This window comes from Arthrobacter sp. TMN-49 (genome assembly GCF_054511095.1).
Map to the genome: position 1 here is coordinate 79,448 of NZ_JBTNDH010000010.1, position 24,919 is coordinate 104,366.

24 protein-coding genes and 1 pseudogene are annotated in these 24,919 nt (G+C 62.3%); 11 read left to right on the forward strand and 14 right to left on the reverse strand.

Annotation, left to right across the window (positions count from 1 at the left end):
* Positions 1 to 104 precede the first annotated feature (104 nt).
* On the forward strand, positions 105 to 2,447 hold the full coding sequence (locus ACX80E_RS06570; RefSeq protein WP_459301105.1) for a S26 family signal peptidase: 2,343 nt from the start codon (positions 105 to 107) through the stop codon (positions 2,445 to 2,447).
* A 378-nt stretch (positions 2,448 to 2,825) separates the two neighbouring features.
* Here the strand turns inward: ACX80E_RS06570 and ACX80E_RS06575 are convergent, their stop codons facing one another.
* Entirely contained in the window at positions 2,826 to 3,065 is a 240-nt protein-coding gene (locus ACX80E_RS06575) for a hypothetical protein (protein WP_459301106.1), read from the reverse strand.
* 400 nt (positions 3,066 to 3,465) lie between these two features.
* On the opposite strand from ACX80E_RS06575, the pseudogene ACX80E_RS06580 reads away from it, so the two are divergent.
* Positions 3,466 to 4,047, forward strand: a pseudogene (locus tag ACX80E_RS06580) (Tn3 family transposase); the annotation flags it as partial.
* Positions 4,048 to 4,087: 40 nt separating this feature from the next.
* On the opposite strand, the gene ACX80E_RS06585 reads toward ACX80E_RS06580, so the two are convergent.
* The 3 genes from ACX80E_RS06585 to ACX80E_RS06595 all read right to left on the reverse strand — a co-directional run bounded on the left by ACX80E_RS06585 (position 4,088) and on the right by ACX80E_RS06595 (position 7,270).
* On the reverse strand, positions 4,088 to 4,675 hold the full coding sequence (locus ACX80E_RS06585) for an antibiotic biosynthesis monooxygenase (protein ID WP_459301107.1): 588 nt from the start codon (positions 4,673 to 4,675) through the stop codon (positions 4,088 to 4,090).
* Between the two features lie 386 nt (positions 4,676 to 5,061).
* Entirely contained in the window at positions 5,062 to 6,051 is a 990-nt protein-coding gene (locus ACX80E_RS06590) for a GDP-mannose 4,6-dehydratase (RefSeq protein ID WP_459301108.1), read from the reverse strand.
* The gene (locus tag ACX80E_RS06595) at positions 6,044 to 7,270 is read right to left on the reverse strand and encodes a UDP-N-acetylglucosamine--N-acetylmuramyl-(pentapeptide) pyrophosphoryl-undecaprenol N-acetylglucosamine transferase (protein ID WP_459301109.1); all 1,227 of its coding nucleotides are present in this window, start codon (positions 7,268 to 7,270) and stop codon (positions 6,044 to 6,046) included. The genes ACX80E_RS06590 and ACX80E_RS06595 overlap by 8 nt, the downstream gene beginning before the upstream one ends.
* 73 nt (positions 7,271 to 7,343) lie before the next feature.
* Here ACX80E_RS06595 and ACX80E_RS06600 point away from each other — a divergent pair, with 73 nt between their 5' ends.
* Positions 7,344 to 8,033 carry a response regulator transcription factor gene (locus ACX80E_RS06600; RefSeq protein ID WP_459301110.1) on the forward strand — a complete coding sequence of 230 codons (690 nt, stop codon included), beginning with the start codon at positions 7,344 to 7,346 and terminating at the stop codon, positions 8,031 to 8,033.
* Entirely contained in the window at positions 8,030 to 9,382 is a 1,353-nt protein-coding gene (locus ACX80E_RS06605; RefSeq protein ID WP_459301111.1) for a sensor histidine kinase, read from the forward strand. Before ACX80E_RS06600 ends, ACX80E_RS06605 begins: the two co-directional genes overlap by 4 nt.
* Positions 9,383 to 9,407: 25 nt before the next feature.
* Here ACX80E_RS06605 and ACX80E_RS06610 read toward each other — a convergent pair whose 3' ends face one another.
* On the reverse strand, positions 9,408 to 9,995 hold the full coding sequence (locus ACX80E_RS06610; protein WP_459301112.1) for an XRE family transcriptional regulator: 588 nt from the start codon (positions 9,993 to 9,995) through the stop codon (positions 9,408 to 9,410).
* A 48-nt stretch (positions 9,996 to 10,043) separates the two neighbouring features.
* On the opposite strand from ACX80E_RS06610, the gene ACX80E_RS06615 reads away from it, so the two are divergent.
* The 3 genes from ACX80E_RS06615 to ACX80E_RS06625 all read left to right on the forward strand — a co-directional run bounded on the left by ACX80E_RS06615 (position 10,044) and on the right by ACX80E_RS06625 (position 11,899).
* Positions 10,044 to 10,883: a class I SAM-dependent methyltransferase gene (locus ACX80E_RS06615; RefSeq protein ID WP_459301113.1), complete on the forward strand. Its 840-nt coding sequence runs from the start codon at positions 10,044 to 10,046 to the stop codon at positions 10,881 to 10,883.
* An 82-nt stretch (positions 10,884 to 10,965) separates the two neighbouring features.
* Positions 10,966 to 11,445: a MarR family winged helix-turn-helix transcriptional regulator gene (locus ACX80E_RS06620; RefSeq protein WP_459301114.1), complete on the forward strand. Its 480-nt coding sequence runs from the start codon at positions 10,966 to 10,968 to the stop codon at positions 11,443 to 11,445.
* Between the two features lie 31 nt (positions 11,446 to 11,476).
* A complete protein-coding gene (locus ACX80E_RS06625; protein ID WP_459301115.1) occupies positions 11,477 to 11,899 on the forward strand; it encodes an organic hydroperoxide resistance protein in 423 nt (140 codons plus the stop codon).
* 30 nt (positions 11,900 to 11,929) lie between these two features.
* Here the strand turns inward: ACX80E_RS06625 and ACX80E_RS06630 are convergent, their stop codons facing one another.
* Positions 11,930 to 12,505: a TetR/AcrR family transcriptional regulator gene (locus ACX80E_RS06630; protein WP_459301116.1), complete on the reverse strand. Its 576-nt coding sequence runs from the start codon at positions 12,503 to 12,505 to the stop codon at positions 11,930 to 11,932.
* A 94-nt stretch (positions 12,506 to 12,599) separates the two neighbouring features.
* Between ACX80E_RS06630 and ACX80E_RS06635 the strand changes: the two genes are divergently transcribed.
* Positions 12,600 to 13,571: a hypothetical protein gene (locus tag ACX80E_RS06635; RefSeq protein ID WP_459301117.1), complete on the forward strand. Its 972-nt coding sequence runs from the start codon at positions 12,600 to 12,602 to the stop codon at positions 13,569 to 13,571.
* An 85-nt stretch (positions 13,572 to 13,656) separates the two neighbouring features.
* Here the strand turns inward: ACX80E_RS06635 and ACX80E_RS06640 are convergent, their stop codons facing one another.
* The 4 genes from ACX80E_RS06640 to ACX80E_RS06655 form a co-directional block, all read right to left on the reverse strand.
* Positions 13,657 to 14,550 (reverse strand): potassium channel family protein, encoded by an 894-nt coding sequence (locus ACX80E_RS06640; RefSeq protein WP_459301118.1) that lies wholly within the window; start codon positions 14,548 to 14,550, stop codon positions 13,657 to 13,659.
* A gap of 73 nt (positions 14,551 to 14,623) precedes the next feature.
* The gene (locus tag ACX80E_RS06645) at positions 14,624 to 16,243 is read right to left on the reverse strand and encodes an ABC transporter permease (protein ID WP_459301128.1); all 1,620 of its coding nucleotides are present in this window, start codon (positions 16,241 to 16,243) and stop codon (positions 14,624 to 14,626) included.
* The gene (locus tag ACX80E_RS06650; RefSeq protein ID WP_459301119.1) at positions 16,243 to 17,151 is read right to left on the reverse strand and encodes an ABC transporter ATP-binding protein; all 909 of its coding nucleotides are present in this window, start codon (positions 17,149 to 17,151) and stop codon (positions 16,243 to 16,245) included. Before ACX80E_RS06650 ends, ACX80E_RS06645 begins: the two co-directional genes overlap by 1 nt.
* Before the next feature lie 187 nt (positions 17,152 to 17,338).
* Positions 17,339 to 17,596, reverse strand: coding sequence for a metal-sensitive transcriptional regulator (locus tag ACX80E_RS06655; RefSeq protein ID WP_459301120.1), 258 nt, complete (start codon positions 17,594 to 17,596; stop codon positions 17,339 to 17,341).
* A gap of 188 nt (positions 17,597 to 17,784) precedes the next feature.
* Between ACX80E_RS06655 and ACX80E_RS06660 the strand changes: the two genes are divergently transcribed.
* Positions 17,785 to 19,194 (forward strand): MBL fold metallo-hydrolase, encoded by a 1,410-nt coding sequence (locus ACX80E_RS06660; RefSeq protein ID WP_459301121.1) that lies wholly within the window; start codon positions 17,785 to 17,787, stop codon positions 19,192 to 19,194.
* A 1,301-nt stretch (positions 19,195 to 20,495) separates the two neighbouring features.
* On the opposite strand, the gene ACX80E_RS06665 is transcribed toward ACX80E_RS06660, so the two are convergent.
* The 4 genes from ACX80E_RS06665 to ACX80E_RS06680 form a co-directional block, all read right to left on the reverse strand.
* Entirely contained in the window at positions 20,496 to 21,425 is a 930-nt protein-coding gene (locus tag ACX80E_RS06665; RefSeq protein WP_459301122.1) for an NAD-dependent epimerase/dehydratase family protein, read from the reverse strand.
* Positions 21,426 to 21,553: 128 nt separating this feature from the next.
* Positions 21,554 to 21,757: a tautomerase family protein gene (locus ACX80E_RS06670; protein ID WP_459301123.1), complete on the reverse strand. Its 204-nt coding sequence runs from the start codon at positions 21,755 to 21,757 to the stop codon at positions 21,554 to 21,556.
* Between the two features lie 94 nt (positions 21,758 to 21,851).
* The gene (locus ACX80E_RS06675) at positions 21,852 to 22,394 is read right to left on the reverse strand and encodes a GNAT family N-acetyltransferase (RefSeq protein ID WP_459301124.1); all 543 of its coding nucleotides are present in this window, start codon (positions 22,392 to 22,394) and stop codon (positions 21,852 to 21,854) included.
* A gap of 257 nt (positions 22,395 to 22,651) precedes the next feature.
* The gene (locus ACX80E_RS06680) at positions 22,652 to 23,014 is read right to left on the reverse strand and encodes a hypothetical protein (protein WP_459301125.1); all 363 of its coding nucleotides are present in this window, start codon (positions 23,012 to 23,014) and stop codon (positions 22,652 to 22,654) included.
* A 239-nt stretch (positions 23,015 to 23,253) separates the two neighbouring features.
* Between ACX80E_RS06680 and ACX80E_RS06685 the strand changes: the two genes are divergently transcribed.
* Together ACX80E_RS06685 and ACX80E_RS06690 are read left to right on the forward strand one after the other, a co-directional pair.
* The gene (locus tag ACX80E_RS06685) at positions 23,254 to 24,300 is read left to right on the forward strand and encodes a hypothetical protein (RefSeq protein WP_459301126.1); all 1,047 of its coding nucleotides are present in this window, start codon (positions 23,254 to 23,256) and stop codon (positions 24,298 to 24,300) included.
* Positions 24,301 to 24,312: 12 nt separating this feature from the next.
* Complete coding sequence (locus ACX80E_RS06690; protein WP_459301127.1) at positions 24,313 to 24,807, forward strand: hypothetical protein; 495 nt, start codon at positions 24,313 to 24,315, stop codon at positions 24,805 to 24,807.
* Positions 24,808 to 24,919 lie beyond the last annotated feature (112 nt).

Sequence of the window (24,919 nt, forward strand, 5' to 3'; positions counted from 1 at the left end):
CCGGGTCTGCCCGGAATCCCTCCCGGTGGTACCCGCTGTTATCCGCAGACGGCTGGGCGCTCTTTCTGGCGTCCCTTGCATCGCGGCTGTATCTCGGGGTCCTGTTGAGCCTTGCCCTGTTTGCGGTGCTGCCTGCTGTGCTGGGCTGGCACGGCACCGTGGTGCAGAGCGGGTCCATGGAACCGCACATCAGCCCCGGCGACGTTGTCCTCGCGGCGGGGTTCGACGCCACCCACCAGGTCCCGATGGGCGGCGTCGTGGAGTTCACCAGCCCGGCCGAGGCCGAACCGGGCGGAGTGGAAAAGACGAGGCTGCACAGGATTGTGGCCGAAAACCCGGATGGCACCCTTGTGACAGCCGGGGACGCCAACGTCGAGGTGGACAGCACCCCGCTCAAGCGCGGGCAGATCACCGGCCAAGCCAGGCTCCTGATTCCCGGGGTGGGGCTCCCCGGTCTCTGGCTGGGCACCGGAAACTTCCCCGCGTTGGCGTGGTGGAGCGTGCTGACGCTGCTCGCCATCGCCGTGGCCGTGTTCGGCGCACGCCCCTCTAAAGACTCCGAAAATGCAGACGACGCAGACAGCCATGGAGCAGGGGACGATGGCGGACCACCTGCACCCGATGCCCACCCCCGGCGCTGGAAGGCAAGTGCCGCCGTCGGCATCGTTGCGGCCCTGACTGTCATGGTGTTGGCCACCTCCACATCGTTCTCCTTAGCGGCTTTTACGGCCACCACAACCAACGCCGGCAACACCTTCGGCACAGCTGCGGACTGGACGCCGCCAACGGTCACCATGACCAGCCCCGGGACCACGGTCCGGGCAAGTGTCACACTGACCGCGGAAGCCGGCGATGCCGAAACAGGCATTCGCAGCGTGGCCATTCAATACCTGCCACCCAACGGCGCGTGGACCACAGTGTGCACGCGGCTGGCTGAGCCCTATTCGTGCCCGTGGAACACCCAGGCCTTGCCGGATGGCGGGTACAGCCTCCGGGCCATCGCTACCGATAACTCCGGCCTCGCCACCACCTCAACCACCATCCAAACCACGGTGGCCAACACCTTCGCAGTGGTCCTGAACACCCCCGGCGAGATCGTGCGCGGCAACGTGAATATCGCCACCACGCTGTATAATCCGGGCAGCACGGCCTACACTGTCCGGGCGGAATACTCCGTGGCGGGGGCCAACAAGTGGAACACGCTTTGCCAGAACTTGACCGCCCCTTACCAATGCACCTGGCCCACCGGCACCTTCGCCAACGATTTCTACGATCTCCGCGCCGTTGCCGTCTCCGGGGCCACTTCCACCTACTCGGAAACCATCACCGACGTGCTCGTGGACAACTTGGCACCCACGGTGACCATGAGCGATCCCGGCTCACCGTTGCGGGGCGTCAGCACCTTCACCGCTGTCGCCGCGGACGCACACTCGGGCATCAACCTGGTGCAGATCCAGTACGCCCGCACAGGCGCCGGCACCTGGGCTCCGCTCTGCACGGTCACTGAGTCGCCCTATTCCTGTCGGTTCGACACCACAGCCCTTACCAGCGCCTCCTACAGTTTCCGGGCGATCACCACGGATCAGGCTGGCAACAGCACAACTTCGGCCCCAGTCGCCAACAGGGTAGTGGATAACACCGTGTCCTCGGTGTCGGTGGAGGATCCTGGTGCCTACCTGTCGGGTAGCGCAACCCTTACGGCGGTAGCGAACTCGACTGCGGGCGTGGGCAGTGTGCGGATCCAGTCATCGCCCGCCGGGACGAACAACTGGACCACGCAGTGCACCCGGGCCGGGACACCGTACGTGTGCGATTGGGACACGAGAACCGTGGCGGACGGGCTGTACGACTTCCGTGCCGTCCTGACCGACGGTGCAGGCAAGGAAACGATCTCTACTCTCGTGACGGGGCGGCGCGTAGACAACAGCCCCCTGCGAGGCGCAGACATCCAAGCCTCCAACGGCACCGGAATCCTGGGCCAGTTCGACGCCGGCGACACCGTGAACTTCACCTACAGCCAGCAGATCAACCTGGCATCCCTCACCCCGGGATGGGCCGGCACCGCCCTACCGGTGACGGTCCGGCTGCGCGACGGAAACGTCCAAGGCCTGGGCACAGGCAGCAGCGGGGACACCGTGGACATCCAACGGCCAGGCAGCACAGTGAACCTAGGCTCAATCAACACAAAGGGCAACTTCGCCAAGACCAGAAAAACCATCACCTTCAACGCCACCATGACAGCCACCATGGTGACCATTGCCGGGGTCCCCAAAACCGTGGTCACCGTGACGCTGGGCACCCCCATCAGCGGGATCGGCAGCCTCCGCACCTCCAGCACAGCTGCCGCGATGGTGTGGACACCGACCTCGTCCGTCACCAACACCTCCGGCACCGCCTGCTCCCTCGCACCGGCAACCGAAACCGGCGCACTAGACAAGGATTTCTAACCAAGACGAATGCCTGGGCCTCCGAGTCGTGCCATGGATCCGGTCCCTCGGGCGCAAGCCTCCAACCATGGACGGTGGAGTGAGACCTTGCCTGGCGGCCGGTTGAGGTGTACTTCAAACTGACGGCTGACGACATCTTCCCAGTTCCCGATCCTAATCGTGAATTCCGTAGCTACCCTCCCCCCCAGGCCCGAGCCTAGCTGTAGAGAGTGCCACTGTGGAGATGGAGCGCCTCAATGTGGCACGACCCTTCCGGCTCAAACGCTAGAATTCCTGAGGAGATAATTTTTGAGAGATGATTCGGGACCTTGCGCGGCAAGCAACGCAAGGTCCCGTCGGAAATTTTGATGTTTCTCATTTTTGAAACTATTTCAGAAGTTAGCGCTCGTTCAGCAGCTCATTAAGTAACAGTGATTTTTGAACCCTGAGAACTCCAAGCATCTCTTCGTCGGTAATTCCAGAACTCTTCCTGAAACTCCAGCTGACCTCGCCATCCCCGTCGGTTACCTTTAGTAGTAGGAATAACTCTCGGGCTGTTTCGTCAACATCGATTGGATTGAATTTAAGATCTCCCAAAATTTCAGCAGCCGGAACCTTTTCCTCATCATCGTCGCTCACTCTGAGGTCTCCCATTCTCCTAGTAGTCTGCGTTCAAAGTATGCCTCTTGAACACAAAGCGCGCCTAGCAGCTCTTCTCGATTGGGTCCAGGAGTGGATCGGTACCCCCATGAGTATTCGCCATCACTATCCTTGAACTTGTAGAGAGCGAACGCCTGAGTTGGAGCTAGGTCCGCGTCGATTGGATATAAGTAAATTCCAGGAAACATTTCTGCAGCTTCTACCCAATCAATCGATACGTTGTTCAATTCCGGCATATTCGAATTATCCTTGGTATGGCCTGTTTTTGTCACCTTTTTCTCCTCCTTTTCTATCAGTGTTTTTGGGGTGGCTTGTGAATTCGTCAAAAATCCAGCGCTAGGCCTACGCGGTGTCCGGTATCGATCCAGAGCTTGCCACCTTGGCGCCGCTGATCGGCGGCACCATCAACACAAAAACCATCACCGCACACTGGGACGAGATCCTCCGACTAGCCGCATCCATCAAGACCGGCACCGTGACGGCATCCTTGATGATGCGCAAGCTTGGCGCCTACCCACGCCAAAACGGACTCGCCACCGCGCTGCGGGAACTGGGCAAACTGGAACGAACACTCTTCCTGCTGGACTGGCTCCAAGATCCCGACCTGCGCCGCAAGGTCACGGCCGGACTGAACAAGGGGGAAGCACGGAACACCCTGGCCCGAGCCGTATTCTTCAATCGTCTGGGAGAGATCCGCGACCGGTCCTTCGAGCAACAGCGCTACCGGGCCTCGGGGCTGAATCTTCTCACCGCGGCCATCGTTCTCTGGAACACGGTCTACCTCGACCGCACCATCACCACCTTGAATCAGGAAGGCAACACCACGGACCCTGAGCTGCTACGGTTCCTCTCACCCTTGGGATGGGAACACATCAACCTCACCGGCGACTACGCCTGGCCACGCAACAACCAGATCAAGCCCGGCAAGTACAGGCCACTACGGCGTACGTCAAAACCTTAGCGTTGGATATTTCACTTTTTCACAAGCCACCCTGTACCGCCTAGGGAGCCGTGCGTCCGCGACGATTCTTGCGCGGCGCCTGCAGCCACGGGCGCAGCAGGCGTGTGCTCAGCGGCAGGAACAGGTACGTCATGATGGGCGTCAAAAGACAGACGTTAAGCAGCACAGCCAAGACCAGCGGCCACTGGCCGGTGACCGGGTGGAGCAAGAAGTTGGACAGGAGGCTCAGCGGGAAGAATGGCAAGAAAATGCTCACGGCCTGCTTCCACCGGGGCGGCACCACGGTTTCGGCGACACTGATGGACACATCCCCCGGCTGATCGAACCAGCCTTCAATGCCCGTCCGGTGTTCCACCCGGGTCATCTGCATCAGCCCGCCGGCGCTGTCAATCCACCACCGGCGCTCGTTGGAATCGTCCCAGTCCCGCAGCGAAAGTACGTCGGAGAACCGGTACATGACATGCCATTCATCCGAGTGCGGCCCTGTCCTCACCCAGCCGGAACCAAGGTAGCCGGGCCACTCGCGCGCCAACTCCTGGCCGGCATGCGCCCACGCGGCAAATTGGCGGTGGTACCCGGACTGAACCGTGCGGGCAATGGAAACTGTAACGGGTTGAAGATCTGACACCGAGCAATTCTAAGGGCAAATCGCAAGAGCCATCCGCCATGCGGACTTCCCTATGAGCAAAGACACTTTCATCCACAACGGCGCGACCGGCGTTCGCGCGCCAGCGCCAGACCTCTGATCCCCGGGGCGCACATCACGGGGTGTGATGCTTATTGGCTCCGTGCGTTGCAATGAGTCCCAGAATCACCGTCACAACAACAATGACACCAATGGCCAAAGCCAGTCCCATCATGTCCATGACCCACCATTTCCTTAGTCCGTTGCCGGCAACCGGCCGGCAGGCAAACAGGCCCAGGGCTTTCCTGGTTGACGTTCACCTCCTTCCATCATGCACCCGCTCGGGCCGCACCACTAGGGCAACGGGTTCACCTTTTCTGCCCTCCTAGCTAGACGGCATAACCGCCGGCCCTTTCGCCTCGCGCAGCAATCCAGCGCGAGGTCTCCTCGAGTCCGGCGCGCAGCGATACCGTGGGTTCCCACCCTGTGAGCTGCTTCGCCAAGGAATTATCGGAGAGCAGCCGCTCCACTTCGCTGCCGGCCGGGCGCAGGCGTTGGGGATCGGTGACGATCGTGGCTTCCTGACCCGAAATTTCCATCAGCAGCCCCAACAGCTCACCAATGGATATCTCGCTGCCTGTGCCAAGATTGATGGCCCGTCCAAGGGCGGAATCGGAGGCACCGATGGCCATGAAACCGCGCGCGGTGTCCGTCGCGTAGGTGAAGTCACGGGTTGGGGTCAATGAACCGACCTTGATTTCCGTGGCACCGCCATGAAGCTGTTGGAGAATGGCGGGAATGACTGCCCGGGCGGACTGTCTGGGCCCATAGGTGTTGAAGGGCCGGCAGATGGCCACGGGCTGGTCAAAGCTGTGCCAGTAAGACAGGGCAAGCATGTCCGCAGAGATCTTACTGGCCGAATACGGTGACTGCGGTTGCAGCGGATGACTCTCGCTGATGGGCGCGGTGAGTGCTGTTCCGTACACCTCCGACGTTGAGGTATGGACAAGCCGGGCGCCGAACCGGCGGCACGCGGCAAGGATGTTGTGCGTGCCCATCACGTTGGTTTGCACGTAGGAGTCCGGAGCCGCATAGCTATAGGGAATTCCGATGAGTGCCGCCAGATGGAACACAGTATCCACACCCTCCACGGCGTCGTAGACGCTGACCGGATCGCGCACATCGCCCGTCAACAGCTCCACTTGGGGGTGTGCGGCGTAGCCGGCCAAAAAGCCCTTTTCTGCATACGGTTTGTAGTGTGTCAATGCCCTGACGCGGCAGCCGGCCCGCACCAGCTCATCCACCAGCGTGGAGCCGATGAAGCCTTCAGCGCCTGTGACCAGGACCAACCGGCCGGACCAGTAGTTTGTTTCATTCATGGTTTGTACCTCTTAATGTGTTGTGGTTTGTGGTTGCCTGGTGGATGGTCCGCTGCCGGGCCAGGTCAATGGCCCACTGCGCCATTTCATCTGCCGCGTCGGCATGAACGGCGGAGCGGGCGGCCTGGGACATGCGCTCCAAACGCCCGGGCTGATTCAGCAGGGCGCCCAGTTCATCCGCCACACGTAGGCCCGTGAGTTCGGAATCTGTCACCATGACGGCCCCACCGGATTCGACCAGGACTTGGGCGTTGTGGCGTTGATGGTCTCCGGCTGCCAAGGGGTGCGGAACTAGCAAGGAAGGCAACCCCACGTGCGCCAGTTCCGCCACCGTGGCAGCTCCGGCCCGCCCAACCATGACGTCGGCAGCGGCATACACCAGGTCCATCCTGTCCAGATACTCCACAACTCGCGTGTTGTGGCCAGCGCTTAGTTCCGCGATCTGCCGGACGGCCTCGGGATAGTCCGCGGGCCCGGTCTTGATCAGCAGCACGACGTCGGATCGCTCCTGCCACAGCTGGGCCAGTTCAAGCGCGGCGAGGGTGAGCCTGCGGGCGCCTTGGCTGCCACCGTTGAAGACAATGAGCCGCTGGCCGGCCTCGATCCCCAGTTCCGCCAATGCCTGCTGCCGCAACGCGGCCCGATCCATGGCAACCACGGCAGGCATCAGCGGGACACCCACGTTGCGGATGCGCTTTCCCGCGGCGGGCAGATGCTTCCGGGCGGCCTCGAAGGCAATGCCGATGTTGGGGCTCAGCAGGGCAGACAGTTGGTTCGCCTTCCCCGAGCGGGCATTGGATTCATGGATGAGCCGCGGAATTCCGGCCAACCATGCCCCCACCATGGCTGGCGAACTGGGGTATCCGCCCATCCCGATGACCACATCCACCCGATCCCGGCGAAATGACCGGGCGCAGTCGATGCCAGCGCGCAGCAGATAGAGTGGTAGGGCAAAACGGCGCAAGCCCAGGGACGCTGCAAATGGAATCATGTTGCTGGTGGCCAGCTCATAGCCGTGACCGGGAACCAGCGTCTCCTCCAACCCCCGGCACGTGCCGGCAAAAGTGATGTGGGCGTCGGGGACGCGTTGCTGGATGGCGTGGGCGATGGCCAGACCAGGATAGATGTGTCCGCCGGTGCCACCGGCGCCGATCACCACGCGAAGCCCGGATGGTTTCTGGCCTGCCACAGGCACCGGCGTTTCATGGGAAGTTGTCATGGTGTGAGCATGGCAAGTGAATATGAGACGTTTCTTAATTTCAGTGCGCGGGCACCGGCTAAGCTCTGAAACTATGACAACCACTGACGACTACCGGATTTTGCTGGTTGACGATGACCCGGAGATACTGCTTTCTCTAGGAACGGCGCTGAGATTGGAAGGCTACAGCGTCGTCACAGCCTCCGATGGACAGGAGGGCCTGGCGGCGACCCTGCGCGAAAACCCTGATGCGCTGATAGTGGATGTGACCATGCCCGGGACTGACGGACTGACGCTGTGCCGCCAGTTGCGGGCAGCCGGGGACCGCGTCCCCATTCTCCTGCTGACGGCCCGGGTGAATGTGAACGAACGCGTGGCGGGACTTGACGCAGGTGCCGATGACTATCTGGGCAAACCGTTTGACTTGGATGAGCTGCTGGCCCGGTTGCGCGCCTTGGTCCGGCGCGCCTACCCGGAGGTGGTGGACGCCGCCAGCGTTGCCGATCTGGTCTTGGACCCTTCGAGCAGGAGCGCCACCCGGGGTGGCAGATACATTGAGTTCAGCCGCACCGAGTTCGCCCTGCTGCAGGTTCTGGTGGAACATGCCGGTCAGGCGCTGACACGGGCACAGATTTCGGCGGCGATTTGGGGCACAGACTTTGGCCCGGCGTCGAACGCTTTGGAAGTCTACGTCTCCTATCTCCGGCGCAAACTTGAGGCCGGCGGGGAACCCCGGCTCGTCCATACAGTTCGCGGCATCGGCTACAGGCTGGCTGAACAGTGACCCGCTCAGCGACGCGATTTACCCTGCGGACCCGGCTGGCCTTGAGCGTTGCCGTGGTCGTGGCCGTGGTGATCGTGTTCTTCACCAGCATCATCTACTTGCTGGTGGGTCACGAGATGCGGGCCGAACAGGACCTGTCGCTGCAGCGCGAAGCCACCCGCGTCACCCGCCTGGTGGAGGCACAAGCCGATTGGACGGCCAGCGGATACTGCGAAATTGTTGGCTCCCCTGCCTGCAGCCGAGTCATCGACAACACCGAACCCGTGGACACGGGCGGATCGGACCTGCCAGTCACCGATGCTGCCCTTGACGTCGCAGCAGGCGCCCGCAAGTCTTTCTACGCCGACACGGTGGTCAATGGTGCCGGTGTGCGCATGTTGGTGACACCCGTCAGCGCCGACAGGGCCCTGCTCATCGGAACGCCCACAGCACCCGTCGACAAAGCCATCGGCAGGCTCGGACTGGTCATTGTTGGGTTCACCGTCTTCGGTGTCCTGCTTGCTGGGATGAGCGGGTACGTGAGCGCCCGGATCGGGCTGCGTCCTGTGCAGCGACTAACGGAAGTGGCCGAACGGGTCGCCACAACCCGGGATGCCAGGCTGCGCATCGACGTCACCGGCTCGGATGAGCTGGCACGCTTAGCGTCCTCCATGAATACGATGTTGGGCGCGTTGGAAGCCGCCCAAGACGCGCAGCGGCAGCTGGTCGCTGATGCATCCCACGAGCTACGAACGCCGTTGACTAGTTTGCAGACGAACCTGGCACTGTTGGCCCGGGAGGAACTCGACGCGAACGCCCGGGCGGAGATTCAAGCCAGCGTCCGGCGCGAGATGGTGGGTATGACGGCACTGGTCAACGATCTTATTGAACTGGCCCACGGCGACGAGAATACGGCAAGCGATGATGTTGAAATGGTCGAGTTGCTGCGCTTCAGCCTCGACCGGGCCACCAAATTTTGGCCCAACGTCCGCTACCAGCTCGAAGTCAAGAACGACGCCGCCACGCCGTGGATAGTGCCTGGCGACGCTTCACGCTTGGCCCGCATGATCAACAATCTGCTGGACAACGCCGGGAAGTTCAGCCCTCCCGGAGGTACCGTCACCGTCTCTTTGTCCGCCGACGAAGAATCTTTGGAGCTCTCCGTCCAAGATCAGGGACCGGGTTTCAATGACAGTGAATTGGAGTTGGTCTTTGAACGCTTCTACCGGTCCACTACTGCCCGGGCGTTGCCGGGCTCCGGCCTTGGCCTGGCAATCGTGCGGCAAACAGCGCAGGCACACGGTGGCAATGTCAGCATCACCAACATCGCTCCGGGCGCCCGCGTCACGGTCCACCTGCCACTGGCCTAACTTCCGGTTCCCGGCCCCCAACGTGTCAATCGGGTGCGCCGTCCGGGGCGTGCAGGTGGGCCCGTCCGCCGTCGTGGTTGAAGATGGTGAGGATTTCCACGGGGCCGTCATGGGCGCCGATGAAGTGCGGGACCAGCGTGGAGAACTCGGCCACCTCGCCCGGGTGGACCAGGATTGTCCGCTCCCCCAGCTCCAGTCTGACAATCCCGGAGAGCACAGTGAACCAGTCCCGGCCGGCATGCACGCTGTGGTGTTCCGGGCCGCCGGGCCGTTCCGCCGTGATGCGCATCTTCGCCACGGTTTTGCCGTGCAGGCCGTCTTCGCTCGAAAGGATCCAGGCGGTCACCCCCTGGGTATGCCCGGCTTGGGGCCGGATCACCACGTCCTCATCGCCACCTGATTCAACGAGGGCATCCAAGGTGGTGCCCAGCGCCCGGGCGATCGGCACCAGCTGGTCGAGCGCGATTCTCCTGTGCCCGGTTTCGATCCGGCTCAGCGTTGAGGGACTGAGCAGGCAGCGGGCCGCCAGGTTCTCCAAGGACCAGCCGAGTGAGAGCCGAAGCCCGCGAATGCGTTGCCGGATGAGGCGGCCCACGTCCAGTTCTTGCGTCATGAGCAAAAGTGTATGCCACTGAGGCATGCCATCGATAGTGTGGAATCCATGACCACCCACGAGCACCACCAGCACGGCGGACACGCACATGATCTGGCTGAAACGCTGACCCTGGACGCCCTGATCCTTGGCTCCTATTTAGAACAGGCCACGGAGCTAGCCGCCGAGCTGGCTACAGCTACTCCGCACACCATCATCGACGCTGGAGCGGGCTCGGGCGTGGGCACCGTGGCGCTGGCCCGGCGCTTTGAGAGCGCACACGTCATCGCCCTCGACAAGTCCCCCGACATGCTCAAGCAGACCCATAAGGCGGCCGGCGAGCACGGGCTGGCCGGCCGGGTGACACCCGCCATTGCCGATCTTGACGTGGCCTGGCCCGCCGTCGCCCCCGCCGACCTCATCTGGGCTTCCTCCTCGCTGCACGAATTATCCGACCCCGAACGGACCATGCGTGAGATGTACACCGGTCTCAACGGTGGCGGCTTGCTGATGATCATCGAAATGGACGGCCTACCCCGCTTCTTGTCCGCCGCGCAGCTTGAGGACGGCGCCGAACTGTCGGACCTAGAAGCCAGGCTGCACGCAGCCCTCGCTCAAAAGCACTGGAATTCACATCCCGACTGGCGGGCCGGACTGGAGCGCGCGGGGTTCGATGTCGTCGCCCAACGGAACTTTGCAGCCGTCGCTAGCTCGACGCCGGAGCTCACCGCCCGCTACGCCCGCACCTTCCTGCAGCGCATCCACACGGCCCTGGACGGCGTGGCGACCCCCGCCGATCTCGCCACCCTGGGGCGCCTGCTGGCCAGCCGTGGTCCCGAATCACTGGATCACAGGACAGACCTGGAGGTGCGGGGAAGCCGGACTGTCTGGGTGGCCCGCAAGCCGTGAATTGATCACCACCCCTACCGGAACACCAGTGGCCAGTCAATGAAACTAACTTGTGCACAATTTAGTTGTGTACACTATGGATATGCCCAACAATGAGTACAGCCTAGATTCGATGGTCTGTTTTGCGATCTACTCAGCGTCAAATACTGTGGCCAAGGCGCACAGGGCTGTTTTGGAGCCGTGGGAGCTGACGTACACGCAGTACATTGCACTGCTTGAGACGGATGCGTCCGGGGCCGGCGTCAGTGTCAGCGAGCTCGGCACCAGCATGAATCTCGATTCCGGCACCCTGTCTCCTTTGCTACGTCGACTCGACACGCGTGGCCTGGTATCTCGGGTACGCACGTCCCTCGATGAGCGTGTGGTGACGGTGAAAATCACTCCCGCAGGCGCAGCAATGCTGGCCGAACTGCGCGCAACACTGCACGGCCTGCGTGGCGCCTACGGCTTCGAGAATCAGGACCAGGCCAACCATCTTGTCAAGGAACTGCACCGCATCACCGAGGGCATGCGCCACTTGACGGCAGCTGCGCACGGCAACGCGCCAACACACCAGCCATAACCACAATTCTTCACCCCAACGAAAGGCACCCATGAATCCGCTCTACACCGCCGAAGCTCTCGCAACCGGAGCCGGCCGCAATGGCCACGTCCGATCCTCGGACGGCCACATCGACCTGAGCCTGTCCGTCCCCAAGGGGATGGGCGGAATGGGCGCAGGATCCAACCCTGAACAACTCTTCGCCGCCGGCTATGCCGCCTGTTTCCATTCGGCCCTGCAGCTGGTGGCCCGCAGCCACAAGGTCGACATCTCTGACTCTTCGGTGGGTGGTCAGGTCCAGATCGGCGCCAATGGCAAGGGCGGCTTTGAACTCGCAGTGCTCCTTGAGGTGGTGCTTCCGGGCATCGAACCAACCACTGCCCAAACGCTGGCCGACGCCGCGCATCAAGTCTGCCCTTACTCAAATGCCACCAGAGGCAACATCGAGGTGACCATCTCGGTGTCCGAGGACTGATCCTGGGGCCGGTCGGGGCCGGTCCGGGGCCTACCGGCTCCGACCGGCCGCCATGGCTGAAGCCTGGGCGACGACGGCGGCACGCCGCGCATCCGCACCCGCGTCACCCATCATGATTTCGCCAAGTTGCGGCAGCGTCCAGTAGCCGGTAGTCAGCGTGACTATGGAGAGCAACAACTGCTGGGACGCTTGCAGATCAAGGTGTGGGCAGGCCTCCCGGATCAAGGCCGCATTCTCCACACAGGCAACCGCACGGGCATCCGTGCCAGCGTCGCGAACGCCGCGCTCCAGGCCCTCCCACGCCAGCAAACGCGGAAGTTCGGGATGCGCGGCGTATTCATCAAAAAGGCACCCCGCAAATTCACCCACCGCGGCATCACCAGCGCCCTCCAACGGCACGACCGTCAGGAAGCATTCCAGGGCGCGCAGCAAGACGGCGTCGAACAAGCCCTCCTTGTTGCCAAAATATTGGTAGATCCGCTCCTTGTTGACTCCAGCTTCGCGTGCGACGGCGTCAACGCGCGTACCAGCGAGACCTCGCTGGGCAAAGTGTCCCGTGGCAGCATCGAGCAACAGTGTTCGAGTGCGCTCCGTATCCCATGCCATGCTGCCAGCCTAGCTCAACCTCCAACCGTTCAGTTGCAAATGTCACCGCAGGTGCCTAAGGTCGAGGCATTACCAACTAAACGTTTGGAGATTCATGAGTAACGACCAGCACCGCAACCCCCTTGGCAACCATGGCGGCAACGCTCCCCTGCGAGTACTGCTGCTGGGCGCCAGGGGCGCCGTGGGCCAGCACCTGCACTCAGCCCTGACGGCGACCGGCCACGCCGTGACGCGAGCAGGCCGGAAAGCTGCCGACGGGTGGGTACGCATCGATGCCGCCGGCAACGACCTTGGCGAGCTGCTGCGCGCGAGCCAGCTGCACGACGTGGTGGTCAATGCCTCTGGCGTGGAAAACCCGGCACTGGGAACCGCTATGGGGGATGCCACGCTGGTGGACATCAGCGCCAGCGCCGGCTACCTGGCCCAGTTGAGCTCCGCGTCGCCGCAGACGTCAATGGTGCTCGGCGCTGGTTTGGCACCGGGCTTGAGCACTCTCATGGCAGCGTCATTGGACAATGCGCCCGGCGATGACATCGATGTGGCCCTCATGCTCGGAGTCGGCGAGAAACACGGGCCGGCGGCTGTGGCCTGGACCCAGCGGCTTATTGGCGCGCCTCTGGTGAGCCCGGCCGAGAACGGAACTGTCATGAATCTGCGCGAGCGGCGAAGCTTCGCCGACGGCGCGATCACGCGCGGCTATCTGAGGGCGGACTTCCCTGACCACTTACTCCTTGGCGCATCCCAGGGAATCCAGGTGCGCAACTACTTCGCCCTAGACTCCCCCGCCGCCACGTGGGCGCTGGGTGCTGTGGCCCGTTTTCCCGCTGCCCGGCGGCTCATCACCATGGTTCCACCCATGGGCAGTGAGGACTGGTCCATCGTGGCCAGCAACAGAAGGACGGCCCAGTCACGCCGAGCTTGGGGAACCAACCAGTCCAGCGCCACGGCTGCGCTGACCGCACGCATTGTCGATGCCTTGGCCAGCTCGCGTCCCGCGAAGCCCGTCACCGTCACGTCCCTCATGAGCCTGGAGCGCATCGTCACAGCCGGGATCACCCTGGACTAGGCCACCGCCGACGTCCATCAACACAATCGGCGGCAACCTCGGAGCGGTCCAGCGGGCAGCACCTCCGGCGAAGGAGGGCGCTACTCTAGCTGGCCGCTCCGTTCGGGTTCCCGCGGTGCCTGTGGCGAGTTTCGTAGCTGTGAAAAACCGCAGCGGATGTTGTTCCGGGGTGTCCGAATTTCTCGCGCAGGACCTCGGCCAGATCGTCCAGGGCATCGTGGAGCATCCGACCGGCGAAGCGCAGATCTGCACTGGTGCTCATCTGCGCTTCGGCAGCCAGTCTCTGGGCATAGACCACCGTGGCCGGCAGGGATCCTCTTCGTTGTGCCTCGTGAAAATAGTACGTTTCGTTGAATGACAGCAGGTCCATGCTCACGGCGGCAACACTTTTGGCGAACGATTCAAGTAGCTCAGTGGCATGCGCCGGGTCCAGCGAGGACACGTCTTGCTCGCTGGCGGCCTGCCTGAATAGATTCAGTTCGTGGGCTAGGGCTCGGCGACGACTCAGGGCGGGGTACGTTTGCAGAATCCAGGAGACAGTGGCTGTCAGCAAGCCGAAGCCCGTCACGGCCTGCGCGGCGGTAACGAGCCTCAGCAACGGCCCGGCCGGGACTATTTCACCGTAGCCAACAGTGGATAGGCTGACCATCGAAATGTACAGAGCCTCGAGGAGGTCCCCGCGGCGGGGCACGCCTTCGGCATAGACAAACCCGTCCGGCAAATGTGGCAGGTACACCAAGGCCCACCGCGTGACAGACAGCAGCGCCCAGGCCCCGATCACGGCAGCCATGGCCGCGGGGGCTGCCACGGTGGAGGCATGGCCGGCGAACCGGCGGGACAGCAGCCACAATGCGCGCATGATCATCCTGCACACCGGCCCGGTCCCGTGAGGATAGAGGAGCGTTTGAAAGACATCGGCGGCCATCAACAAAATCAGCCCCGCACCGACGGCTGTCACCGCAACGTCTAGGAAGTCCATGCTTCAGCTTACGCCCGGGGCTGGCGCCGGCTCGGCACTGTCCCGGCGGCCAACACTGGCGCGGAGGTTGGCACTACGGGGTGAGGTCACGGCGTCGGAATAGGTAGGCGGCGATCCCTGCCCCGGCGACGGCAATGGCGATCATGGCCAAGGTGGCTGCGGGGTCAAACTGCTCCACCGGCATCGCCGCGGAGTGACGGAACGGGCTCACATCCTGCAGCCAGACAGGCAGACGCAGGAGCTCACCAAACTGACCCAGAACAAGACCGCAGGCAAGCAGACCCCAGCCCAAGGGAACACTCACCCTGGGCACCGCCGCGAAGAGGACAGCTGTCGCCGCGACGAACACAGCGGCAGCCGGGATGTGCGCCAACGCGGCCCCGATCAACAGTCCCGGCCGGCCAACCGGCACCCCGGAGAGGGCAAGCCCAATGGTGGTTGCTGTCCCGGCGACGAGAGCCACCACCGTCACTGATGCGCCCGCCATGAGCAGGTTCACCCCAAGCCACCGTGTCCGGGATCTAGGTGCCGCCAGGAGCATCTCGGCCCGGCCCTCGGATTCCTCGGCGCGCAGGCGCAGCACCGCCTGGATACCCGCCGCCGCGCCCAACACACCGGCGATGCCCAGCAGGGCAGTGGTGAACACATCGATGATTTCCGCGCGGCTGCCCGGCACAAGCCGGGCGATCAGCTCCCGGAGTGATTCATTGCCGCCAATCATGTCGGTGACCACGGGTCCGAGCCCACCTGCGATGCTTCCCAACAGGCCCGCGGCGACACTCCACCCGATTAGAGTGGGCCGCTGTTGATGCCAGGCCAGACCCAGAAGCGAGGCACTCCCGACGCCGGCACGTTCCCGTCCGGCGCGTTCGGGCAGCAAACTCTCACCCAGATCCCGGCGGCTCCGCACCACCACTACTGCGACGGCCAGCACGAGTGCCACGGCGCTCAAGACAACCAGAGGCATGGGGTCAGCAACCGAGAAGGGCCTGGAGCGCTGGCCCCATCCGATGGGCGAGAGCAGCGAAATCCACCCGCTGGTGACGTGGGTCAGCTCGGCATTTGGGGTTCCCAGCGCATCGCCAATGCCGCGCAGGAAGTACGCTGCACCGACCACGCCAGCGGCCGCGCCGTTGGCGGCCCGCCCCGAGGGCATGACCTGTGCGATGGTTGCGGAGACGGCCACGAAAAACGCCCCGACGGAGCCGACGGCGGCACCGGCAAGGAGCGCCCCGGGGCCGGGCAGCCCGGCCCCGGCAAATCCGGCGGCCGTGCACAGCGCCAGCACCAGGTTCGCGCCGGCCCCCAGCAGGAGGGTTGCTGTTAGCGGCGCCGCCCGCGGGATCGGCACCGAGCCGATGAGTTCTGCGCGTCCGAGCTCTTCATCGGAGCGGGTATGTCGGATGACCAGAAAGGTGCTCATGAGTCCTGCCAGCACGGCGGTGAAGGCATAACCCTGGAAGAACACGACAGCCCCAATACCTGTCCCGTCTGGCAGGCCGCGCAGGAAGAGGAACGCCGGGCTCACCGCTGCCACGCTGATGATCGCCGCCCGGTCGGCCACGTCAGCGAATTCCGCGGCCACAGCACTGGCCACGGCGAATCCGAGGAAGGAAATGCCCAGAATCCAGACGGGCAACACGACCCGCTCCCGGCGGGCTTGGGCCAACACCAGCGCCATCATCGGATGCATCACAGTGCCTGGTCGTTGGAATTGTTGTAGTGGCTCAGGAACAGGGACTCCAGGGAGGGTGGGGAAACACTCAGCCCGCTGGCCCCGGACGCGGCAACTGATTCCAACACGGCTGCCAGATTGGCTGCGTCCACGTCAAATTCGATATCCTCCCCGTCGGTGAGAACTCCCCGCACGCCGGGCAGGCCCGCCAACAAGTCTGCATCGGCGCCTTGGACCCGGAAATGGATGAGTTTCAGATGCCGCAGTTCTGCCAGGGTCCCCGATTCCACGGCCCTGCCCGAACGGATGATTGTCACCCGGGCGCAGAGCTGCTCAACCTCGCTGAGGATGTGGCTGGAGAGCAGGACTGTGGCACCGTCCGCGCTGAGACGTTGGACCTGTCGCCGGAACACCGAATCCATCAGCGGGTCCAGGCCAGCACTGGGCTCATCGAGCAAATAGAGCCGGGCCGGTCGGGCGAATGCCGCGATTAACGCCACCTTCTGCCGATTCCCTTTGGAATACGTCCGGGCTTTGCGCCGAGGATCAAACTCAAACTCGTCGATCAGTTCCCGGCGCAGCCGCTCATCGCAGCCGCCACGCAGGCCCGTGAGCAGGTCAATGACTTCCCCGCCAGACAGGTTCGGCCACAAACTCACGTCCCCGGGAACATAGGCGATATCCCGGTGCACCCGGACGGGGTCCCTCCACGGCTCCAGCCCGAACACGCGCACCGTTCCGGACGTGGGTCGGATAAGGCCCAACAGCATCCGCAGCGTTGTCGACTTACCGGACCCGTTGGGGCCAAGAAATCCGTGCACCTCCCCGGCGCCGACGCGCAAGTCAAGGCCGTCCAGGGCGCGGGTTCTGCCGAAATTCTTCACCAGCTTTGTGGCTTCGACAACCGGATCTGATGATGAGGCCATGTGGTCCCCGTTCCTTCGGTCCGGCAACAACTGCCGAGGCGGCCGCCACGGATTTCCGCGGGCAAATCTCCCCGCGGGCCGACCAGGCTTCCCGGCTCTCCAATCCAGAGTCTACGTCCGGCCAACCCGGCAGGGAAGAACCCGCGTCAGACCGCTGGGATCACGAAGACCCGGCCGTGGCTGAACCCTAGGCCAGGGACAGGAACAGCTTCTCCAAGTCCTTGGTACTCATGCCAGGGTCATCACTTTTGATGCACTGCTCCAGTCCGGTGGCGATGATGACAAAGCCTGCGCGGTCCAGGGCTTTGGACACGGCGGCGAGTTGGGTAACAACGTCCTTGCAGTCGCGGCCTTCCTCCAGCATCCGGGTGACAGCGGCGAGCTGGCCTTGGGCGCGTTTGAGCCGATTAATAACCGGAGTGAGTTCTTTCGCATCAAGTTCCATGGCAAGCTCCAAACAGTCAGGGGAAATGACCCAAGTATACCCCCACGGGTAAAGGATCGTGGTGATCAGGCCCCGTTCTGCTGGCGGTGAACCCTTTGCCGTATACCCCACGGGGTACTAGCATGGATGGTAGTGGATTGGAGACACCTCACCCGGGAGCCCCCACCGCACTACCTAGGGAGACTCTTATGCTTTTTGAGCGCATCTACGACGAAGATCTGGCCCAGGCAAGCTACTTCATCGGCTGCCAGGCCAAGGGTGAAGCTATTGTTGTTGACCCGCGCCGCGACATCGCCGTCTACCAAACGCTGGCGGCCGCGAACGGGATGAAGATTGTGGCCGTGACCGAAACCCACATCCACGCGGACTTCCTCTCCGGGACCCGCGAACTGGCTGCAGCCACCGGAGCCACCAGCTATGTCTCCGGCGAAGGCGGAGTTGATTGGCAATATGAGTTCCAGGCCGAACGGCTGACCAACAATGACGAGATCACCCTAGGCAACATCACCATCAAGGCTCTGCACACACCCGGCCACACCCCGGAACACCTATCCTTCTTGATCACCGATGGGGCATTCGCGGACACCCCGGGATACTTGCTTTCCGGGGACTTTGTATTCTCCGGCGATCTGGGGCGCCCAGACCTACTCGACGAGGCCGCAGGCGGTGTGGACACCCGCTTCATAGGGGCCAAGCAGCTGTTTGCCAGCTTGAAGGAGAAGTTCTTGACCTTGCCCGATCATGTCCAGGTTCATCCCGGGCACGGAGCCGGAAGCGTCTGCGGCAAGGCCCTTGGCGCTATCCCCTCAACCGCCGTGGGCTACGAGCGTCTCTACTCGTGGTGGGGCCCGTACCTTGCCAATAGTGACGAGGAGGGATTCATCGCCGAACTCCTTGAGGGCCAGCCCGATGCCCATGCCTACTTTGCGCGTATGAAACGCGAAAACCGCCAGGGCCCGGCCATCATGGGCACCCGCGCTCCCCTACCCGAGCTGGCCCTTGACGACGTCGTCCGCGGCCTCACCACCAACACCATGACGTTCGTGGATACCCGCCCCCATGCGGTGGTCCATACCGGCACGGTCATAGGGTCCCTGAACATTCCAGCCGGCAAATCCACCGCCAGCTTCGGTGCCTGGGTGGTAAACCCGGAAACCGACAAGAATCCGCTGGTACTGCTAGCCCCGAACCAGCCAGCGGCGCAGGCGATGTGGGACCAACTGATCCGCGTCGGCATCGACCAGGTGGCAGGCTACCTCACGAGCATCGAGGGACTGCCCGCGAGCATCCCGAAGCTGATCCAACCCGAAAAACTCGACGGATTCGAGGCAGAAATGGTCCTGGATATCCGCAACCGCACAGAGCACGCGTCCGGTCACATCCCCGGCGCGCACCAACTCAGCGGCGGCCGCATCATGTGGAACCTTGACCAGCTCCCCACAGGTGGCGCCATCGTGTCCTACTGCCAGAGCGGGGTCCGCAACTCCGTCGTGGCCAGCGCCCTACGCCGCGCCGGCTACGACGTCCTCGAGCTGGACGGAAGCTACGCCGCCTGGGCCTCTTGGGCGCAGGCGCGGGTGACCGTCGCCAGCAACTAGTACGGACCACAGCTAAAGCAAACTCTCCCCAGCGTTGGCGGTGCCCGGTGAATCCGGGTACGGCCAACGCTTTGTGCTACCCATGGGTAGATCTGCCGCTTGTCAGGATTTGCAGCCACGCTTCGGGACTTCTGGCGGGTTGGTCCCGTTGTGGCGCGTGGGCAACGAGCCTCCACTTACAGCATTCCCCGATCAGATACCCCATGGGGTATCATTTAGAGACAAGCCAAGCAACTATAGGGAGCAAGAAAATGTGCCGTGCGGTGAACTGCAAGACATGCGGTAAGACAACCTGGGCAGGCTGCGGCCAGCATGTTGATCAAGTGATGCGCGGTGTGCCCAACTCTCAGCGCTGCGCGGGGCACCAGCAGGATCAAAACAAGACGACCCCCACGGGATTCTTTTCGAAGCTGTTCGGACGCTAGCTTCAGGGCACTCGTACCCGGACGTACAGTGGCGGCATAAGGGAAACGGGCACCGAACCTGCCCGCCACCAGCCAGGCAACCATGGCGGCCGGCAAACGCCGCCGCAACTGCCCAGTCGATGTGCAGATCGCCCGAATGAGGGGCGAAGCTGGCCATCGAGTTGATAGCAACGACCATCAGCAAGCCGGTCAGAAAACCTACCGCAAGTCCCGTTGCAGTGGCCCGAGGTAGGCAGGCGGCACTCCGGCTGCTCCGAAGATGAACGCGAGGCGACAGCTGACCCCGGAAAGCCGCCGCGGAAGCACGGCCACGGCGATCATGGCCGGGCACTCAGACCCTGCAAGACCCTTTGCTCGGAGGGCTAACTGGAGGAGCGGTTCCACGGCATGCGGGACAAGGCGTTGCCCATGGCACAGCCAGTCGTCGCGGCAGAGAACGCGAGACCGGCATCAATTCCACCAGCCATGAAACGTAGTTTCGGGGAGATAAATGTTCCGACCACAAGACTGGCGAACATCAAGGATCCTGCGGTCATCCGAACTTAACGCTCCATTACCCATGCGCCCCGGACAATGTCGCCACCGACGGCAGCGGGGGGCGACATTGTCCAGTTCTACCGGGAAGGTCAGAATGACCAGCTCGGAGCCCTGCGTTTGGATCTGACAGCCGTGATCCTGTGGAACCAGGATTGCCGGTGAAATCGTGCAACGCCCGTCCCCGCTGGTCTCGGGACAGACCAGCATACTGGGCCGCCACTCTTTCACCGGGGACTCCACTGGAACGCAGCTTCGGCCCTTGAGAAACTCTGACGAGAACCGGGAAGTCTGAAAGAGGCAGCGTTTCCCCAAGAGTGACCCGTTCCGTAGCGGGAGCCTTTACCGGTCAGATTTCCTGGACAACAGCCATTGGACTTCTTCTGTTATGAGATCTAGGCCGTTTCCGACTGGTTGGTATCCAAGGTTGAGAGCGGCGGATGAATCGAGGGTCATTGGTGTCATCCATGGGTGGCTGCCCCGATCCTGGCAACCCGCGACGCGCGTGATCTGCCCTTCCCAGGCAAGTACTTCGGCGATGGCCCTGACGATTTCCGCGGCCGTTGGGGTGTCGGGATCCGCAGTGTTGAGGATGCGGCGGCCCGGGCGCGTCGAGATGGTCTTGATTAGGGCAGCTGTGTTCCTTGCTGCCGTCAGGTGATCGATGGTGTCAGCCTGGGCAAGTTCGATGCTCTGATTTCCGCTGAGCATCCAATCGACGATGCTGCTGGTTCGAGCATTCCGCGCCCATCGGCCATGGACCTTAGATGGTCTGAGCACCGTGACCGGAAGTCCGGAATCAAGCGCGACCTGTTCAGCAGCGACCTTTCCAGGGGCATACCCTTCACGCGAAAACGGATTCGCATCGTCTGCCGCAGGTGGCAACGTGGGCCGGTCTTCCCGAATCGGGGCGGTGAAACGCGGCAGTTCATCGCCGTTGACGTGCCCTCCGAAATCATCAGCGTAGACGGCCCTGCTCGAAATCAAGACCAGATTATCCATTGCCGTCATCGCTGGCAGGAGTGCGCGCACATGTGGGGCGGAATAGGCGATGAGATCTACCAATAAGTCCGCTCCGTCGCCGACTAGGTGTTCCATCCCGCGAGTGTCGCTTCGTTCAATCTGGTGGAAACGCACATCCAGGTCCGATAATTCATGCGGCATTCGGGACTGGTCGCAGCCAGTAACCTCCACCGTCCATCCCGACTTAGCCAGGAGCAGCGCAGTCGCACCACCCATGGCCCCGGTCCCACCCAAAAGAATCGCACGCACTTCAATCTCCCCAAACGATGGCCGACATTGCAGTCTACGGTGTGACTGTTAGCTTCGATTGGCGGTCTTTTCAGTCCGCATGGCGAACCCAGAGCGGATACTTTGGAGTCGATGCGGTTAGTCCGTCGTTATGTGGATTCGTTTTGGCCCGAATCGGCCAGCGTCACTCCCGCCACAGACCAGTTTTCGCGTGGTGGTTCCTGGAGGGTAACCCGGATGGTGTCAGGTCTAATTTCCATGACTTCAGCGCACGTCGCAGTCAGGGCGGCCAACAGCTCACGCTTCTTATCCGTGGATGCTGGAGACGCGCTTAGGACTTGAATAAGAGGCATTCGCAAATTGTGTCACGGGGCCATGTATCCCCGGCCGCGATCCTACGAAGGCGGATGTTGGACCAGATGGCGGAACTTTCAGCGGGACCGAATTCTAGATCGTGAGGTCATCCCATTCGAAATGGGTCACGGTGCCGTTTTCCCAGTCTTGGCGCAAGATCGAGTAGGCGATGGAAGCGACGCGCCTGCCGTCATTGGTTGGCCATCCCAATCGGTAGTGCGCTTCCTTGAGGAAGCCTGCGCGGAGGAAGATTTTGCGCATGGCGATGTTGTCTTCTCGCGTTTGTCCCTCGAATCGGAGCGTGTGCGGCATCGACTCGAAAACCATGTCGCAAAGCGCACGTAGCACTTCCACTCCCACACCTTTGCCGCGCTGGGTTTCGTCCAAGCGCAGGTCGAAGAGCGGGGAGTCGTCGTCCTGCAAATCCTCGAGAGCAGCCATTCCGATACGTAGTTCTTCCTTCACGACCCAATAGCCTTGGGTGTCTTCGTTCCAGAAATGGCCATTCTCAATCTTCGTCCGTGTGTCCGCGGCCTGTGGGGCCGCCTGAACATGGAATGGGAAACGGTTTGAAGTCAGGAAGCCGACGAGATCTTCAGTGTCAGCAGGTGTCATTGGGACAAAGGTGATGGACATGTTCCGACCCTATCGGCATTCATGGAGACTGCCCCAGATGCGGAACGATTTGCGTGCATGTCGATCACCAGGGCGTGCCTGGAAAGTCGATGTCCCCTTTTCGACCACCGGCTCACATCGCGTTTGGCGGAGCATATGAGGTTCGGCCCTTCCTGAGACACAACGGCGGACTTACCCTCCAAGCGAGATAAGCCACGTTTCCTGGCGTGGACCTGGACCCACCCCGCCGACTCACAAAACGGCACGACTTCCCTTCGTCATCCAAGAAAGCCAAATTCGACTCCGCTTTCATCACGCATCATCCTTTGAGCATTTCGCATTGATCGCCCGCCGAGACCTGTACCGCGTGAGTGCTCGTTGACCAAATCGCCTCCCGTGCCGGCCACCACGATGTCTTCTTTGCCGACCGTGATCAGGCGACGACTAGAACCCACGTGCGCAGACAACGTATGACCGATGATTGCCAGTACGTGAGTGTCTGCGGGCGAATAACCGTAAGGTGCAACCGGGTTCCACGGGCCGAATTCGTTCCGATACTCGCTATCGAAAAGCTTTTCGAGCGCATCAAGTTCCGTTGTCGATAGGTCGATGTGCCGTCGAACTTGCATGATTTCCTTCATGCTTCGAGCATATGACTTTGCATCACCGTTGGTCCTTGGCCGACGTACACCCGTAAGCCGAACGTCCTGCGGGACATCGATTTTGAGCCGCACCGACTTCAACGTGCCACGCGTATCGCTTTTGGGTATCTGCCGATCTCCGTTTGACCCAACATTGTGTCTTGATTCGGCTGGATGATATTCTTCATTTCCTCAGGCCATCTGGCATTAGAATGGATCTATTCTTTTGGGGGAAATAGATGGCCAAGTTCTGGTCTGCGTCCGTGGCCGTGAAGGCTTGCGCTGTGGCGGTGGCACTTTGTCTTCTTTCTCCGGCCGCTGCCGGCCGCGCGTTAGAGGACCCCGATGCCGCAGTGTCTGTGGAGGGGGCGGCTGCAGTCATCGAGACAGCAGCGAAAGCCGCCGGGCAGGATGATGCCCTGCCGGTTCAGCCGGATCTCGAAACGACTGATTCGATCAGCACGAGCATTCGAGAAGGCACCGTTGAGATCACCAAGGATGGCACTGAGGCCAAGGCGGTGCTCGATGGTGGAACTGATGGGCTTCAGATGTCTCTTGGCCTGCCGGCAGCGGACAATGCTGAAGGTGCCCAGACAGCCCAAGACGGGACCACTGTCTTCGAGGACGGAAGCGGTCTCGTGGATGTGGGTGTACAGACTCTTGAGGACGGCGCAGTTCGTGCGGTGACGGTCATCAACGAACCGCAGGCCCCGACGCGCTACGACTACGAGATCAACGTCGCGGAAGGCATCGTCCTCGAACCGACGGATGACGGAGCGATTGCCCTGATAGGAGCGGACGGATCGGCGCAGGGCATGATCCTGCCCGCTTGGGCCGTGGATGCCAACGGAGCAAACGTGAAAACACGATACGAGATGTCCGGGAACACGGTCACCCAGATTGTTGAACACAACGCTCCGGGGGTCGCGTACCCGGTGGTCGCGGACCCGAAGGTGTACTACGCCTGGTGGCAGCTGTTCACTTGGTCAGAATGGCGCTGGAGCAGCGCCTACCGCATGAACCAACTCTCGATGCAACTTTCGGGCTGGGGACGTCATGACGTTATATTCAACGCCGGCCAGTTCGTCAGTTCCGGCTGGAATCTCCTGAAATCGCGGCATTCGTCATGGATCTTTACCCCGTCCATGCGTCAACAATGGGAATGTCATGTTCTGGGTGGGATCGCGGAATGGGGAACGTTCGATCTGGAGTACGAGCGCCGCTCCCTGCCGAACTGGCGCAGTCGGATCGGTATGCGGCCGCTCTCCCAGACCTGCAACTGGTAAACGGAGGACGAAATGGCACGACACTGGCCAGCTGTGCCCACCTTGTGGTTGGCCGGGGCGGTCCCGTGGGCGCTGGGGGCCTATGCGGTGTACATCCTGTCGGCCCAGTACACGGGCCTGGGGCTGGTTGAGTCGTACCAAGGGTTCCAGGTCGGTTCGAATTTCGGAAATGTTCTGTGGTTTGTTTTCTGGACAGGGATCAGCGCTTTGACCTGCTGGTTCCTGTCCCGCAGGACCAGCAGACCTACAACCCAGCCAAAAATGATTGCCTCCGTGCTGCTTTGCTACGCGGTCCCGGCCCTGCTGGTGTTCCTGCCGGATGCGGCCATGGGTTTCGCGGTTTCGCATATTCGGGCATATACCGATGCCACGGCGCCGCATTCAAGCGTTGTGGACGCACTTTTCCTCAGCGGCGGCACTGCTCTTCTGTGCGCCCTTGCCAGCTCCTTGGGTGAAGCAATGTACCGACGCCGACGCCGGACGAGGGACGCACCCTTAGGGCGCTAGTGGTCAAGTCCCGTGGAGTGGTGTAATCGTTTTGTGATGCTTCGAGGTTGTTGAGGGTTAGAAGTTGTAATTCTCCGACGGGTTTGCGGGTTCGGGTTCCTCCGTTGGGTTG